Origin of the sequence: Roseateles aquatilis (genome assembly GCF_002205645.1) — a bacterium.
In the GTDB taxonomy this organism is placed as follows: domain Bacteria; phylum Pseudomonadota; class Gammaproteobacteria; order Burkholderiales; family Burkholderiaceae_C; genus Roseateles; species Roseateles aquatilis.
On sequence record NZ_NIOF01000006.1, the window covers coordinates 1 to 16,159 of the forward strand.

The following is a 16,159-nucleotide window of genomic DNA, read 5'->3' on the forward strand; positions in this document are numbered from 1 at the left end:
ACCTGGCTCAACGGCTCGGGGTCCTCCATCCCCGCCAGCGCCCTCGGTGGCGACGGCGACAAGAGCGTCCAGGTCCGGCAGACCGACGTGGCGGGCAACGCCAGCGCCGCAGTCTTGTTCACCTTCACGCTGGACACCGCGGCTCCTGCCGCACCTTCGGTGTCCTTGACCAACGATTCTGGCTCCAGTAACTCCGACAAGGTCACCAACGACGCCGCGCTGAGCGTCTCCGGTCTGGAGACGGGCGCGACCTGGGAGTACAGCTCAGACGGTAGCCGCTGGACGACTGGTTCCGGCAGCAGCATCCCTGCTGGCGCCTTCAGCGGTGATGGCATCAAGAGCATCCAGGTTCGGCAGACCGATGCCGCGGGCAACACAAGTGGTGCCTCCACCTTTAACTTCACGCTGGACACTGCGGCGCCAGCGGCACCTTCGGTGTCCTTGACCAACGATTCTGGCTCCAGTAACTCCGACAAGGTCACCAACGACGCCACGCTGGGCATCTCCGGTCTGGAGACGGGTGCGACCTGGGAGTACAGCTCAGACGGTAGCCGCTGGACGACTGGTTCCGGCAGCAGCATCCCTGCTAGCGCCTTCAGCGGTGATGGCATCAAGAGCATCCAGGTCCGGCAGACCGATGCCGCGGGCAACACAAGTGGTGCCTCCACCTTTACCTTCACGCTGGACAGCACTGCACCCGCCCCGACCATCACGGTCGATGACGTAACCACCGACAACACGGTCAGCGTGAGCGAGGCAGCCCAAAAAGTGACCATTACCGGCGGCGTCGCCGGTGACGCCAAGCTCAACGATGAGGTGACGCTGACGGTTGGCGGCAAGAGCTACACCGGCCAAGTGATCACCAAGGGCAACGGACTGGGGTACAGCATCGAGGTCGACGGATCGGATCTGGCCAAAGACGTCTCGGTCAATGCATCGGTGAAGAGCAAGGATGCCGCAGGCAATGAGGGTACGAGTGTCATCGCCAACAAGCGCTATGACGTGGAACGATTGCTCGACCTCAATGGTGCGGCGAGTGGCACGACCTTCCAGGCCGGCAGTGTCAGCCTGAGCACGGCCACGCGGCTGTTCGATCAGAACCTGGATCTCGCTCATGCCGACGTCTCCGCCAGCTTCAAGCGCGTCGAGGTCAAGCTGTCCGGCGCAGCGGCCAGCAACGCGGATCAACTTCTCGGCGGGGCCGATAGCCAATCTGCCGCCGGACTGACAGGGGCCTCGCTGACAGTTGGCGGAACCACCTGGACAGTGACACGCGACGGCACGTCCTATGTCTTCACGCCACTCGGCAGTGTTGGCAACGCCACCGCGGCCCAAGTCGAGACCTTGCTCAAGAGTCTGTGGACCCGCAACGACAGCGTCATTCCACTGCAAGGCGAGCGGCGCTTCGACGTCACCGTGACGGACAACCAGGATCGGAACACCTCGGCTTACGCCACGCTATCGTTGGACAATGGGGCGCCTGTGGTTGACTTGAACGGGCGGGCAGCGGGCGTCGGCTATGCCTTTGCCACAACTCCGGGCCTGAGCAACGCCGTCGCCATCGCGAGCCAATCGCAGGCCACGGTTCAGGAAAGCTCGATGATTGCCCGTCTGAATGTCAAGGCCCAGTCCGGCGTCACGGGCGCCTTGTCGGCTACCGGTGCAAACCAGGGCGAATGGCTTGGCCTGAGCGACGGGACGGATGCGGACGGCATGAGCGCATCGCTGCGGATCGGTGCGGCCGCCTCGCTGACCAATTCCCTGCTCATCCCTGGCAAGACCCTGACCTTGAGCATGGCTGCCGATGGCACCTTGACGATTTCGGCACAGGACGGTTTGACGCAAGAGCAGGCTTCGCAGGTGCTGCAAGCGCTCCGCTACACGGCGGATGGCAGCGTGGTGGCCGGTCAGCGTTCGTTGTTCATCACCGCCACCGATCTGGCCGGAAACACCAGCGCGTCTGCGGTCTCGACACTGACGGTCAATGTGGCCGGTACGCCGACCATCTCGCTCGATGCGTCAAGCGACACAGGGCTGTACAGCAGCGACGGGGTCACCTCGCGCAATGGCAGCGTCGCCAAGGCGCTGACCTTCAACGGCACCGCTGCCGCTGGCGCTTCCGTGACGGTCTTCAACGACGCCAATGGCAATGGCGTGGTGGACAGCGGGGAGTCTCTTGGCTCGGCAACCGCGAACGCTAGCGGCAACTGGAGCCTCACGCTCAATTCAACGACGACGACGCTGGTCGACGGCAACTACCGTATTGCCGCCAAGACCGGCACATCAGCCGCGGCTGCCGTCAACGTCACCGTGGATACCCAGGCGCCGGCCAGTACCTTCTCGATGGGCGACGCGGTGCAACTGCACCCTTTGCTGGCTGGAACGACCGATCCCAACGCCCGCGTAACGGTCGGGCTGGATACCGATGGCAACCTGACCAACGGCTATGAGGTCCAGTACACCACGCAGAGCGACAGCACCGGACGCTGGACGCTGGATACGGCCACGGCTGTGCCCACCCAAGGCAGCGCGCCAACCTTCACTGCGGGCGCGGCCGTGAATGCGCAGGTCACCACCGTGGATCTGGCCGGCAACGAGACGACGAGAACAGCCAGCAGTACCGCGCAGTCTTCGCTGTATTCGATCTCCGATGCTCAGGTGATCGAGGGCACCACTGGCACGCGCGAGATGGTTTTCCTCGTGACCCGCAACGGCGATCTGACTCAGTCGGGCTCGGTGAACTACGCGGTGGACAACATCGCGAGCTCGGCCAAGAGTACCGGCTCCGGGGCCGACAACGACTACTCGGGCACCGTGTCCGGCACCGTGGATTTCGCCGCCGGCGAGACCAGCAAGCTCGTCAAGTTCACGGTCAACGGAGACAACTGGCGCGAGGTCAACGACAAGGTGGTGGTCAACCTGAGCGCTCCGACCAACGGCAGCATTGCCGATGGACTGGGCATTGGCGTGATCGGAGAGATCGACGTCGCCCGACTGAACGCCGCCTACGGTCTGCGTGATCTCAATCCCAACAGCAATGACTATGGGATTCGTGTTCGTCGCTCCAGCGACAACAAGGAAATGGACGTTGGCTTCGATGCCAATGGCAATCTCGATACCCAGGCGCTGCTGGACTTTGTCGGCCGGCAGGCGACCAGCAAGGGCTATGTGACGACCTGGTACGACCAATCGGGCCATGGTCGCAACATGACGCAGCCAGATGCAGCCAAACAGGGCGTCATCGTCGATGCCGGTCAACTCGTCAAACGGGCCGACGGGTCGGTGGCCATCAGTTTCAACAATGGACGCAACGGCGCCAACGACGACAACATGACCGCGCAGGGCGAGGCCGCCACGGACTGGAAGAGCGCCATGATCTACGCCAAGGTGCAATCGGAAGGGGCGGCCGCCGGTTCGCTGTTCAATCTGGGCGCCAACAACCTTGGCCGGCTGAACGGCAACTACCCGCTATACGATGGCGTCTACGGTTTCGACGTCAACGACACTGGAGCTAATGGCCGCCTGGTTTCGCCGTCTGGTCCGAGTCTGAGTGGCCGTGCCAACGACGTCGTTTTCGAAGCACACAGTGGCAACTCCACGGCCGGGACTGCCGCCAACAACTACACCGACGGCGCTCAGGTGATCTACGAGAACGGTGTGCGGGTGGCCTCCGATGCGACGTTGGCCCCCTCCTTCGGTACCCAATCGACCTGGACGCTTGCCTCGCATGGGAAGACGGATAGCGGATCGGACGGAGGGTACTACCAGCAGGTGATGTTCAACGAATTCCTGGTCTATCTGGCCAAGGACAACAGCACGCCGACTATCCGGAATCTGCGGGGGACCGCAGGCAATGATGTGTTGACCTACTCGGGGGAAACTGGCCTGAGCGTCATCGACGGAGTCAGCGGCAACGACATGTTGTATCTCTCAGGCGCCGTCAATCTTGACGTCACGGCATTGGCCCAGGGCATGCGCAACATCGATCAGGTCTGGATGGCCAACGGCCAGACCAACGTCCTGACCCTCAATGACGCCAGCATCGCCGCCAATGGCGCGTCCAGTCTGACGGTGACCATGGATGCCGGGGACAAAGTGGTCTTCAACGGCCAGAGCTACAGCTACGGCGCCGACCAGCAGACGCTGATCATTGGTAGTTCCGCCGGCGACGTGATCACCAGCACCGGTCGCAACGACGTGATGCTGGGCGGCGCGGGCGCGGATACCTTCACGTGGCTGGCTGGGCAGACCGGACACGATACGGTGCAGGACTACAGCGCGGCGCAGGGTGACAAGCTGGACCTGAGCAAGCTGCTGCAAGGTTTCACCGCGGGTAGCGAGAGCTTGTTCATCCACAAGGTGACGGACGTCAGTGGACAGGTCAGCCTGCAGATCGACGTGCACGGGAAGGGCGACTTCGTGAGCCCGGAATTGACGATCACGCTGCTCAACATCACGGCCACCGATCCTTTGACCGTCGTGAACGGCGTGGGGATCAGCTCGCTCTGAGCTCGCCAGCAACGCTCACGCCGAGGGCCAGGTCCCGGGCAGGAGGACCTGGCGGTCGACCCCGCGCAGCTCCCGATGCCCGCAAAATGCCATCGTCAGATCCAGCTCCCGATGGATGATCTCCAAAGCCCGGCTCACGCCGGGCTTTCCCATTGCGCCGAGACCATAAAGAAACGCGCGGCCGATGTACGTGCCGCGGGCTCCCAGCGCCCACGCCTTCAGCACGTCCTGTCCTGATCGGATCCCCCCGTCCATGTGCACCTCGATGCGATCACCGACCGCCTCGACGATGCGCGGCAGCGCGCGGATGCTCGACTCCGCGCCATCCAGCTGACGGCCGCCGTGATTGCTGACGATCAGCGCATCCGCTCCGGACGCCGCGGCGAGCTTCGCGTCCTCCTCATCGATGATCCCCTTGATGATCAGCTTGCCGCCCCAGCGCTCGCGGATCCACTGCACGTCGTTCCAACTGAGCTGCGGGTCGAATTGCTTGGCCGTCCATTCGGACAGCGAGCTCATGTCCCCCACGCCCTTCACGTGCCCGACGATGTTGCCGAACTGCCGCCTCGGCGTGCCGAGCATGCCCAGGCACCAGCGCGGCTTGGTCGCCATGTTGATGAGGTTGGGCAGCGTCAGCTTGGGCGGCGCGGACAGGCCGTTCTTCAGGTCCTTGTGCCGCTGGCCCAGGATCTGCAGGTCCAGCGTCAGCACCAGTGCATCGCACTTGGCGGCCTTGGCGCGGTCGATCAGGCTGTGGATGAAGCCCTTGTCCTTCATGACGTAGAGCTGGAACCAGAACGGCGCCGTCGTGCGCGCCGCGACGTCCTCGATCGAGCAGATGCTCATCGTCGACAGGGTGAACGGCACGCCGAAGGCTTCGGCGGCCTGCGCGGCGAGGATCTCGCCGTCCGCGTGCTGCATTCCCGTCATGCCGGTCGGCGCGATCGCCACCGGCATGCTCACCGGCCGGCCGATCATCGTGGTGGCGGTGCTGCGGCCGTCCATGTTGACGGCCACCCGCTGGCGCAGCTTGATGGACTGGAAGTCCGCTTCGTTGGCGCGGTAGGTGCTCTCGGTCCATGACCCGGAGTCCGCGTAGTCGTAGAACATGCGCGGGACGCGCTTCTGCGCGAGCACGCGCAGGTCTTCGATGCAGGTGATGACGCTCATGAGGCGGATGCTAGGCCAGCCGCGCGCGCCTTGACAGGAAAGTTTGGCGGGGTCGACCGGAAGAACCCTCCAGCCGGCTCAGGGACTTCCCGAGGTCGATGCGTCACCGGGCCGGCCCCTGCGCTCCAGGGCGATACGGGGTTGCCGTTACGCCGCGCCGCCGTTCGATGCCTGGCAATGCCGGATCAACCACCGCGAGAACGCGCGCGCCGCGTCGCTGTCGACGTGTCGCACCAGCGCGTAGGGCCATGCGGCGGGAACGGCCAGGTCGAAGAGCCGCTTGAGCGCGCCGCCGCGCAGATAGGTGGCGGCCAGGCTCGGCCGCGCCAGCGCGACGCCCTGGCCGCAGGCGGCCGCCTCCAGGGTCAGCCCCAGGTCGACGAAACGCGTGCCTTGAGCCGGTTCTGGCCAGTCGAGACCGCTCGCCCGCAACCAGGGCTCCCAGGGCTGCAGCGGCGTGCGCAGCAGCGGAGCCTGGATCAGGTCGGCGGGGCGACGCATCGCCGGCAGGCGCGCGAGCAGCGAGGGAGCCGCCATCGGCGTGACCACATCGTCGAGCAACACCTCCCCGCCCTTGGGAATGGCGCCCGCGAAGATCTCCACCTCGGCGGCCGGCGCCGGCTGGTCCAGGTAGGGCGTCGACAGCAGCAGCTCCAGCTCGATGTCCGGATGCGCCTCCTGGAAGCCGGGCAGGGCGGGCACGAGCACCTGACGCGCGAAGGTCGGCGGGCTGCTGATGCTCAAGCGCGTCAGGCGTTGCTGTTCGCGACGATGCAAGGGCACCGCGGCCAGCAGCGACAGCGCGGCCCTCACCTGTCCAAGGTACTCCTTGCCGGCGGCGGTGAGCCGCAGCGGGTTGCGCGTCAACAGCGGCTGGCCGAGCCGCTCCTCCAGCGTGGCGATGCGCTTGCCCACCGCACTGGCGCTGACGTGCAGAGCGGCGGCCGCGCGTTCCAGGCTGCCGAGGCGGGCCGCGGCCTCGAAGGCCAGCAGGCCGTCGATGGAGGGCAGGCGCAAGTCGTCGTCGCTCATGCGGACGACTGTAGCGGCTGTGGGGCGACACCTCCGTGCCCGCGAGGGCATCTCCGAGGCACGCACGGGCGCTGGCGAAGCGCCGCTACAGTGGCGCGATGTCCGATCCCCGCGATCCCGTCCCAACGCCCGCCGAACTGGCGGCGGCGACCGACGACGCCACCGTGCGAGTGCTCGCGCAGGCCTCGTTGTGGCGGCGGCTGCCGTGGTTGGTCGGCGGGGCGCTGGCCTTGTTGCTGGGCGTGATCGGCATCTTCCTGCCGCTACTGCCGACGACGCCGTTCGTGCTGCTGGCCGCGTTCTGCTTTGCGCGGGGCTCGGCGCGCTGCGAGGCCTGGCTGGTCGGCCACCCGCGCTTCGGGCCCATGATCGTCCAGTGGCGCGCCACCCGGGCCGTGCCACTTCGCGCCAAGCAGGCCGCCTGGATCATGATGACGATCAGCTCGGTCGTCTCCGCCTGGTTCATGCCGGTCCTGCCGTGGCTGCCGGCCGTGTGTTGCCTGGCGGTGGGACTCTGGCTGTGGCGGCTGCCTACCGCTCGTTGAGGTTTGCAGCCGGGAGGTCTGGCGAGTGAACAAAGCGTCCACTGTGCGCGTCGGTCCCGAAACAATGAAGCGATCGAGGTGCGAGTCCTTCGTTCGACGCGCTCTCCTTGCGCAATATCAACACCTGACCCCGTTCCCCCTTGCGCCTGGTTTTCGCTGGCAATCCGAGCTGACGTATCGAACGAACATTTCCGGCTGCGCGCTCGGCTATTGACCTCAGGTGAACAGCCGCAGGTTCTCCGGCGTCGGCTGCGACGGCTCCGCCTTGGTGGTGTGGCCCGCGCCGCGACCGCGACGTCCCGGCTCGATCTCGCCGGGCCGGCTCAGCTTGCCGACGCGCACGCCCAGCAGCCGCAGGCGCTGGCTCAGATCCACCCGCTTCAGGCACAGCCCGGCGGCGCGGCGGATGGCGGCCGCGTCCTGCACCGGCTCGTCCAGCGTCAGGTCGCGCGTCACCGTGCGGAAGCCCTCGAAGCGCAGCTTGATGCCGATCGTGCGGCCCAGGTAGCCCTTGCGCTGCAGGTCCGAGGCCAGTTGCTCGCACAGCGCCGTGAAGATGCGAGACAGCTCGGGCCGGTCGCGCTGCGCGTGCAGGTCGCGCTCGAAGGTGGTCTCGCGGCTGATCGACACCGGCTCGCTGTGCGTGACCACCGGGCGGTCGTCCAGTCCCCACGCCGCCTGATGGAGCCAGCCGCTGTACCCGGCGCCGAAATGCTGCGCGAGCAGCTCCGGCGCCGCCGCCGCCAGATCGGCGATGGTCTCGATCTCGAGCGTGTTCAACTTGGCGCCCGCCTTCGGCCCGATGCCGTTGATGCGGCGCACCGGCAAGGGCCAGATGCGCGTGGGCAGGTCCGCCATCGTGACCACCGTCAGCCCATCGGGCTTGTCGAGCTCCGAGGCCAGCTTGGACAGCAGCTTGTTCGGCGTCACGCCGACCGAGCACGTCAGGCCCGTGGCGCGCAGCACCGAGTTCTTGATCTCTCGCGCCACTGCCCGCACCCCGCCCAGCGGGTCATGGCCGACAGGATCGCGCGCGCCCGGCACGTCGGTCAGGTCGATGTAGATCTCGTCGATGCCGCGGTCCTCGATCACCGGCGCGATCTCGCGCACCGCCGCCTTGAACAGGCGCGAGTAATGACGGTAGGAGTCGAAGTCCGCCGGCAGCAGCACCGCCTGCGGCGCCAGCAGTGCCGCCTTCATGAGCCCCATCGCGGAGAACACGCCCAGCGTGCGCGCCGCGTAGGTCGAGGTCGTCACGACGCCGCGACCGGTGTAGTCCGCCAGCTTGAAGAAGTGGCGCGTGCCGTCGGGCCGCTCCTGCGGTGTGTGGGCGCGCCGCCCGCCGACCACCACCGGCAATCCCTTGAGCTCCGGATAACGCAGCAGCTCCACGGACGCGTAGAACGCGTCCATGTCCAGATGGGCGATCAGGCGATCGGGCAGCGCTGGCGTCGGCTCGGCCATGCGGCATTGTGGGCGTGTCCGCTGACAGTCGCTGTCAGCAGGGCCGGGAGGAGAAGGCCCGCCGACAGGTCAGTGACCGCAAGTCGTGGAGCCGCAGGCGGAGACCGCCTCGCGAGGCGCCCCGGTGCCCGCGTCCGATGCCGTCAATGCCGACGCGGCCGGATCGCGGCATTCGCCGGTCTTCGGGTCGAAGCCGCGCTGCTGCATCGTGTAGACCAGCGCCGCGTCCATCATCTCCGCATGTCCCGGGAACCACTGCGACAGCTCGGTGCGCACGATCGTCAGCGGCTCGCGGTCGCCCAGATCATCGGCGTAGCGCACCACCTCGCGCATCACGTTGAGCACCATCGCGTGCTGGCTGCTGTGGCAGTTCTCCGGCTCGAAGCCGGTGGCCGCCATCCAGCGCTCTTCCATCGCGAAGTGCTCCTCCGTGTGGGCGAGCAGCTCGCGGAACGCGGGCAGCGCATCCTCGCCGCGATCGAGTGCGTCGCCATAGCGGTTCAGCAGCGCGACGAACTCCTCGTGCGTGTGATCGAGCTCCGGCTGATTCAGCACCAGCTCGTCGGTCCAGGCCAGGGTGCTCATGCTCAGGCCTTCGCGTCGGCGCCGACGCCCGCGCCCAGGCGGGCGCGATGGCGCGCCACCTGCGCGCGCACCTGCGCCGGCGCGGTGCCGCCCAGGATGTTGCGTGCGTTCAGGGATCCGGCCAGCGACAGCACCTCGTAGACGTCCTCGCCGATGCGCGCGTCGAAGGCGCGCAGCGCCTCCAGCGACAGCGCCGACAGGTCCACGCCCTGCGCCTGCGCCGTCTTCACCGCGTGCGCGACGATCTCGTGCGCGTCGCGGAAGGCCAGGCCCTTCTTGACCAGGTAGTCCGCCAGGTCGGTCGCCGTCGCGTAGCCCTTGAGCGCGGCGCGTTCCATCGCCTCGGCCTTCACGGTCAGGCCGTCCATCATCTCCGCGAAGATGCGCAGCGTGTCGCTCAACGTGTCGACGGTGTCGAACAGCGGCTCCTTGTCTTCCTGGTTGTCCTTGTTGTAGGCCAGCGGCTGGCCCTTCATCAGCGTGATCAGCCCCATCAGGTGGCCGACCACGCGGCCGCTCTTGCCGCGCGCCAGTTCCGGCACGTCCGGATTCTTCTTCTGCGGCATGATGCTCGACCCGGTGCAGAAGCGGTCCGGCAGCGCGATGAAGCCGAAGGCCTGGCTCATCCACAGGATCAGTTCTTCCGACAGGCGCGAGATGTGGACCATGATCAGCGCGGCGGCGGCGCTGAACTCGATCGCGAAGTCGCGGTCGCTGACGGCGTCCAGCGAGTTCTGCGCCACGCCCTCCATGCCCAGCGTGCGCGCGACGCGCTCGCGGTCCAGCGGATAGCTGGTGCCGGCCAGCGCGGCGGCGCCCAGCGGCAGACGGTTGACGCGCTTGCGGGCGTCGAGCAGCCGCTCGACATCACGCGCGAACATCTCCACGTAGGCGAGCATGTGATGGCCGAAGGCCACCGGCTGCGCGACCTGCAGGTGGGTGAAGCCGGGCAGGATCACATCGGCGTGGCGCTCGGCCTGGCCGACCAGCACGCGCTGCAGCTCGCTCAGCAGGCCGACCAGCGTGTCGATCTCGCCGCGCAGCCACAGGCGCACGTCGGTCGCGACCTGGTCGTTGCGGCTGCGGCCGGTGTGCAGGCGCTTGCCGGCCAGGCCGGCCAGCTCGGTCAGCCGGGCCTCGATGTTCAGGTGCACGTCCTCCAGGTCCAGCTTCCATTCGAAACGGCCGGAGGCGATTTCCTCGCGGATCTGCGCCATGCCGCGCTGGATCGCCGCCAGATCGTCGGCGCCGATGATGCCCTGGGCCGCCAGCATGTCCGCGTGCGCCAGCGAGCCCTCGATGTCGGCGGCCCAGAGCCGCTTGTCGAAGTCCACGCTGGCCGTGTATCGCTTCACCAGCTCGCTCATCGGCTCGGAGAAGAGGGCGGACCAGGCCTGGGACTTGTTGGCCAGTTGGTTGTCGGCGGGGTTACCAGCTTGAGAGGACATCGCGGCGGCTCGAGGCGGGCTCGATCAGTAAGGGCGTCGGGCGGCGTCAGGACGACGTCGACGCCGGGGGACGACGGGAAGGGCGAAGAACGGCGGATCACCGGGAGTCGGCGCGCTTGCAAGGCGTTACCAACTTCGCGCGGCCCCGGGCGCGCCCGCATTGAGAGCGGTCTTGCGCCTGGGCGAGAATGAGCCGCAGATTCTAAAGGGCAGGACAGTGCGGGGAGCGGAGGATCCGATGGCCATCAGGGCAGCTCACAGCCGGACAGCGACGGATGCCGTCGATCCGTCCGGTGCGCCGAGCACCCAGCCCGCCTGGGAAGAGACCCGGCTGGACGCCCGTCCCTCCACGCCCGCGCCGCTGATCGACGCCCGCCGACGCTTCGACGTCTGCCATGTCGGGCTGGTGCTGCGCGCGGTGCTCGGCGTGCAGCTGTCGCTGTCGCTGGGCCTGGCGATGGCCTGCGAGACCCCCGCGCAATGGGCCTGGGCGATGGGGGGCGCGTCGGTCGCCTCGCTGAGCGCCGTGCTGGCCTGGCTGCTGATCGTCTGCGCCGCCAAGCGCGTGTTGTCCCGGCTGCCGGAATGGGCGCAGTGGGCGCTGCCCATCGCGCTCGGGGCGATTTGCGCCCATGGCGGCGCGTTGCTGCTGGAGGCGGTCGAGCTCGGCCGGCTCGGCGTGCTGCAGCGGGTGGCGGCGGTGCTGGCCGGCGCGCTGGCCGCGGCGGTGCTGCTGAGCTGGCTCAAGCTGCGCGAGCGCGCCCAGGCGCCGGCCGACGCGATGGCGCGGCTGGTGGAGCTGCAATCCCGCATCCGCCCCCACTTCCTGTTCAACACGCTCAACACCGCGATCGCGCTGGTGCGGGTCGATCCCAACCGCGCCGAGGAGGTGCTGGAGGACCTGGCCGAGCTGTTCCGCGTCGCGCTGGAGGATGCCGGTCCGCACGCGGAAGGCGTGCGGCTGGCGCAGGAGGTGGAGCTCGCGCGTCGTTATCTGGCCATCGAGCAACTGCGCTTCGGCGACCGGCTGCGCGTGCGCTGGCAGCTCGATCCGCATGCCGCCGACGCGCGCGTGCCGCCGCTGCTGCTGCAGCCGCTGGTGGAGAACGCGGTGCGGCATGGCGTCGAGCCCAACGACGGCGGCGGCGATGTCGACATCGTGACGCGCGCCCATGGCGGCGAGGTCGAGATCCGCGTCGTCAACACGGTCGGGCTGCCGTCGCGCGGGCAAGGGCATGGGCTGGCGCTGCGCAACGTGCGGCAGCGCCTGCGCCTGATGCACGACGTGGCGGCGCGGCTGGAGGCCGGGCCCGGCGACGGGCGCTTCATCGTGCGCATCGTGCTGCCGCGTTGACCGCGGCCGGCATGGACAGGGGAACGAACGACATGCTGACTCATCCGCCGCTGAAGGTATTGATCGTCGACGACGAGCCGCTCGCGCGCCTGCGCCTGCGCGGTCTCGTGGAGGCGAACGAGGAGCCGCGCGCCGAGGTCGTCGCCGAGGCCGGCAGCGGCGATCAGGCGCTGGTCTGGTTGCGCGACCATGCCTGCGACCTGATCCTGCTGGACGTGCAGATGCCCGGACTGGACGGCCTGGGGCTGGCCGAGGCGCTGCGCGGCCGGCCGTTCGCGCCGGCGATCGTCTTTGTCACGGCGCATGCACAGCACGCGCTGCAGGCCTTCGAGCTGGAGGCGCTGGACTACCTGACCAAGCCGGTCCGCCGCGAGCGCCTGCAGGGCAGCCTGGCCCGCGCGGCGCAGCGCCTGGGCGAGCGCGCCGCCGCACAGGCGCGGGACGATCAGGAGCGGCCCTCCGGCGCGGACACCCCGGTCATCAACATCACCGAGCGCGGCCGGCTGCTGCGCGTGCCGCTGAGCGAGGTGCTGTACTTCAAGGCCGAGCTCAAGTACCTGACGCTGCGCACGGCGACGCAGAGCCACGTGATGGACGGCTCGCTCAGCGATCTGGAACAGCGCTTGGGTGACCGCTTCCTGCGCGTGCATCGCAACGCGCTGGTGGCGAAGTCGGCGGTGCGGGAGCTGGAGCGCCATGTCCCGACCGAAGGCCCGGCGGACGCCGACGGCGATACCGCCGGCGAGCTGGGCTGGGCGGTGCGCATCGCCCATGTCAACGAATGGCTGGCGGTGTCGCGCCGCCAGGTCGCGGCGGTGCGGGAGGCGCTGGCGGGCCAGCGCTGATCGCACGGACCGGCCGCGGTCGGGTGGCCGCGCACACCCCGAACCACGGTCCGTCGCTCCATGAAGGGCGCAGGAGCCGCCCTGGCGCTCGGCGCGGCGGGGGGCGTCGCCCGAGAGCGCCGCTCCGCCGCGCGGGATCTCAGCCCGTGTTGCGCAACCCCGCCGCGATGCCGTTGATGGACAGGTGGATGCCGCGCTGCACGCGCTCCAGGCGCGGGTCCTCGGCGCGTTTCTCCGCCGGGATGGCGCGGTAGCGGCGCATCAGCTCGACTTGCAGGTGGTTGAGCGGATCGATGTAGGGGAAGCGGTGCTCGATCGAGCGCGCCAGCGCCGGATTCGCCGCCAGGCGGTCGGCCTCGCCGGTGATCAGCGCGAGCGCGGCCTCGGTGCGCGAGAACTCGGCCTCGATGGCGCCGAAGATCCGCTTGCCCAGGCGCTTGTCCTCGACCAGTTCCAGGTAGCGCCGCGCGATGTCCAGATCGGCCTTGGCCAGCACCATGTCCAGGTTGGACAGCAGCGTGCGGAAGAACGGCCACTGCTTGTACATGCGCTTGAGCAGCGTCAGCTTCTCCTCGCGCCCGGCCTTGTCCTGCCCGAGGAAGCTGTCGATGCCCGAGCCGAAGCCGCACCAGCCCGGCAGCGTGATGCGCGACTGCCCCCAGCTGAAGCCCCACGGGATCGCGCGCAGGTCCTCGATCGCCCGCGTGGCCTTGCGCGAGGCGGGGCGGGAGCCGATGTTGAGCTCCGCGATCTCGCGGATCGGCGTGGCGGCGAAGAAGAAGTCGGCGAAACCCGGCGTGTCGTACACCAGCCCGCGATAGGCGGCGAAGCTGGTGTCGGACAGCGCCTGCGCCGCCTCCATGAAGGCCTTGGGCGCGGGCTTGGTCGGGTGCAGCAGCGTGGCTTCCAGCGTGGCGGCGACCAGCGTCTCCAGGTTGCGCCGGCCGATCTCCGGATTGGCGTACTTGGAGTTGATGACCTCGCCCTGCTCGGTCAGGCGGATCTGGCCGTTCACCGTGCCCGGGGGCTGCGCCAGGATGGCCTGGTAGCTCGGACCGCCGCCGCGGCCGACCGTGCCGCCGCGGCCGTGGAACAGCCGCAGCGTCAGCGGCCCTTGCTGCCGCAGCTCGTCGAACAGCCGCACCAGCGCGATCTCGGCGCGATAGAGCTCCCAGCTGCTGGTGAAGACGCCGCCGTCCTTGTTGGAGTCGGAGTAGCCCAGCATGATGTCCTGCTCGCCGCCGGAGCGGCGCACCAGCGCGGCCATGCCGGGCAGGTCGTAGAAGCCGCGCATGATGCCCGGCGCGTTGCGCAGGTCGGCGATCGTCTCGAACAGCGGCACCACGATCAGGTCGCTCACCGCCTCGCCGTCGAGCGTGCCGCGCAGCAGGCCCACTTCCTTCAGCAGCAATTGCACCTCGAGCAGGTCGCTGACGTCCTCGGTGTGGGAAATGATGTAGTGGCGCAGCGCCTCGCGGCCGTACCGCGCCAGCGATTCGCGCGCGGTCTCGAAGATCGCCAGCTCGCCGCGTGTCTTCTCGCTGTATTCGACGCCCAGCACGCGCAGCGGCCGGGTCTGGTTGAGCAGGTCGACCAGCAGCGCGCGGCGTTCGGTCTCGTCCAGCGCCGCGTAGTCGTCGCACACGCGCGCCGTCTTCAGCAGCTCCACGACGACCAGCTCGTGCTGGTCGGAGCTCTGGCGCAGGTCCAGCGTCGCGAGGTGGAAGCCGAACACCTGCACCGCGCGGATCAGCGGCTTCAGGCGCGGCGCGATCAGCGCGTGGGCATGGTGGCTCTCCAGCGAGGCCTGGATGACGCGCAGGTCCGCCAGCAGTTCCTCCGGCGTGACGTAGGGGTCCTGCGGCGCGACCGCGTGGCGCAGCGCCTCGGTGCCGGTCAGCGCGTGCAGCGTCGCCGCCAGGCGGGCGTACATGCCGGTGAGCGCGCGCCGGTAGGGCTCGTCCATGCGGTGCTCGTTGACGTCCGGGCTGCGCTCGGCCAGCGCCTGCATGTCCGGCGTGACGCCGGCCAGCCGCAGCGAGATCGACAGCTCCGCCCCCAGCTCGTGCAGCTCGGTCAGGTAGTGGCGCAGCGCGAGCTCGCTCTGCCGCGTCAGCGCCTGGCGCATCGTGTCCGCGGTCACGTTGGGGTTGCCGTCGCGGTCGCCGCCGATCCACTGGCCCATGCGCAGGAAGGGCGCCACGTCCTCGCCCGGCAGCGCTTCCTCCAGCTCCGTGTAGAGCTTGGGGATCTCGCGCAGGAAGGTCGCGTGGTAGTAGCTCAGCGAGTTCTCGATCTCGTCGGACACGGTCAGCTTCGAGTACCGCAGCATCCGCGTCTGCCACAGCTGCGTGACGCGGGCACGGATCAGGCTTTCGTTGGCGGCCTTCTCGCGCTCGGTGTGCAGGCGGTCGCGCGCGGTGACCAGCTCGGCGATGGCGCGCTCGGCGTCCAGGATGCTCTTGCGCTGCACCTCGGTCGGATGGGCGGTCAGCACCGGCGACACGAAGCCGTGGCGCAGCGTGTTGGCCACCTCGGCCGGTCGAACGCCGGCATCGAACAGCCGCTCCAGCGCATAGGCCAGCGAGCCCGGCTGCAGGTTGCCCTCGCGGTCGTGAACCTCGCGGCGGCGCACGTGGTGGCGGTCCTCGGCGATGTTGGCCAGGTGCGAGAAATAGCTAAAGGCGCGGATCACGCTGACGGTCTGCTCGCCGGACAGCCCCTTGAGCAGCTTGTCCATCTGCTTGCCGGCCTGTGCGTCGCGCTTGAGGCGGAAAGCCACCGACAGTTGCCGCACGCGCTCGACCAGCTCGTAGGCCTCGCGGCCCTCCTGCTCGCGGATCACCTCGCCCAGGATGCGGCCCAGCAGGCGGATGTCGTCCATCAGCGGCTGGTTCTTGTCCTTGACCGAGCGGGGCAGGGCGGGCGCCGATCGCGCGGCCTTGCCGGCGGTCTTGCTGGCGCTCTTGCCGGGGGGCTTCCGCGCGGGCTGGGCGGTGCTGCGCGAGGGGCGGGAGGCGGAACTGGCGGGCATGGCGTCGTCTTCGTGAGGAGGGCAGAAGGCGGGAGGCGCCGCAGGGCGCGGCGGCCGCGCGCTACGGGCTCGACGGATTCGGATGTAACCGAGTTACGTTCGATTGACTTTAGCAGTTTCTCCTGGCGCGGCCCGCCCTCGGCAGGCTCCGGGATCGCGCAAGCGTCGCTTCG

The 16,159-nt window shown here is 68.5% G+C and carries 10 protein-coding genes; 4 read left to right on the forward strand and 6 right to left on the reverse strand.

Annotated features, from left to right (window positions below; translation table 11 throughout):
- Nucleotides 1–165: 165 nt before the first annotated feature.
- Nucleotides 166–4,509, forward strand: a complete 4,344-nt coding sequence (locus CDN99_RS14360) for an Ig-like domain-containing protein (RefSeq protein ID WP_238139527.1) — start codon at nt 166–168, stop codon at nt 4,507–4,509.
- Between the two features lie 15 nt (nt 4,510–4,524).
- On the opposite strand, the gene CDN99_RS14365 is transcribed toward CDN99_RS14360, so the two are convergent.
- Together CDN99_RS14365 and CDN99_RS14370 are read right to left on the reverse strand one after the other, a co-directional pair.
- Nucleotides 4,525–5,679, reverse strand: a complete 1,155-nt coding sequence (locus CDN99_RS14365; RefSeq protein WP_088385564.1) for an alpha-hydroxy acid oxidase — start codon at nt 5,677–5,679, stop codon at nt 4,525–4,527.
- 147 nt (nt 5,680–5,826) lie between these two features.
- Entirely contained in the window at nt 5,827–6,711 is an 885-nt protein-coding gene (locus tag CDN99_RS14370) for a LysR family transcriptional regulator (RefSeq protein ID WP_088385565.1), read from the reverse strand.
- A gap of 98 nt (nt 6,712–6,809) precedes the next feature.
- Between CDN99_RS14370 and CDN99_RS14375 the strand changes: the two genes are divergently transcribed.
- Nucleotides 6,810–7,256: a YbaN family protein gene (locus tag CDN99_RS14375; RefSeq protein ID WP_088385566.1), complete on the forward strand. Its 447-nt coding sequence runs from the start codon at nt 6,810–6,812 to the stop codon at nt 7,254–7,256.
- A gap of 216 nt (nt 7,257–7,472) precedes the next feature.
- Here the strand turns inward: CDN99_RS14375 and dinB are convergent, their stop codons facing one another.
- The 3 genes from dinB to argH all read right to left on the reverse strand — a co-directional run bounded on the left by dinB (nt 7,473) and on the right by argH (nt 10,753).
- On the reverse strand, nt 7,473–8,720 hold the full coding sequence (gene dinB / locus CDN99_RS14380; protein ID WP_088385567.1) for a DNA polymerase IV: 1,248 nt from the start codon (nt 8,718–8,720) through the stop codon (nt 7,473–7,475).
- 69 nt (nt 8,721–8,789) lie between these two features.
- The gene (locus CDN99_RS14385; protein ID WP_088385568.1) at nt 8,790–9,305 is read right to left on the reverse strand and encodes a hemerythrin domain-containing protein; all 516 of its coding nucleotides are present in this window, start codon (nt 9,303–9,305) and stop codon (nt 8,790–8,792) included.
- A gap of 2 nt (nt 9,306–9,307) precedes the next feature.
- Nucleotides 9,308–10,753 carry an argininosuccinate lyase gene (argH, locus tag CDN99_RS14390; protein WP_088385569.1) on the reverse strand — a complete coding sequence of 482 codons (1,446 nt, stop codon included), beginning with the start codon at nt 10,751–10,753 and terminating at the stop codon, nt 9,308–9,310.
- A gap of 238 nt (nt 10,754–10,991) precedes the next feature.
- Here argH and CDN99_RS14395 point away from each other — a divergent pair, with 238 nt between their 5' ends.
- Entirely contained in the window at nt 10,992–12,107 is a 1,116-nt protein-coding gene (locus CDN99_RS14395; protein WP_238139528.1) for a sensor histidine kinase, read from the forward strand.
- A gap of 32 nt (nt 12,108–12,139) precedes the next feature.
- Nucleotides 12,140–12,952 carry a LytR/AlgR family response regulator transcription factor gene (locus tag CDN99_RS14400; RefSeq protein ID WP_088385570.1) on the forward strand — a complete coding sequence of 271 codons (813 nt, stop codon included), beginning with the start codon at nt 12,140–12,142 and terminating at the stop codon, nt 12,950–12,952.
- A 139-nt stretch (nt 12,953–13,091) separates the two neighbouring features.
- Here CDN99_RS14400 and ppc read toward each other — a convergent pair whose 3' ends face one another.
- Complete coding sequence (gene ppc, locus CDN99_RS14405) at nt 13,092–15,986, reverse strand: phosphoenolpyruvate carboxylase (protein WP_088385571.1); 2,895 nt, start codon at nt 15,984–15,986, stop codon at nt 13,092–13,094.
- Nucleotides 15,987–16,159: the final 173 nt, after the last annotated feature.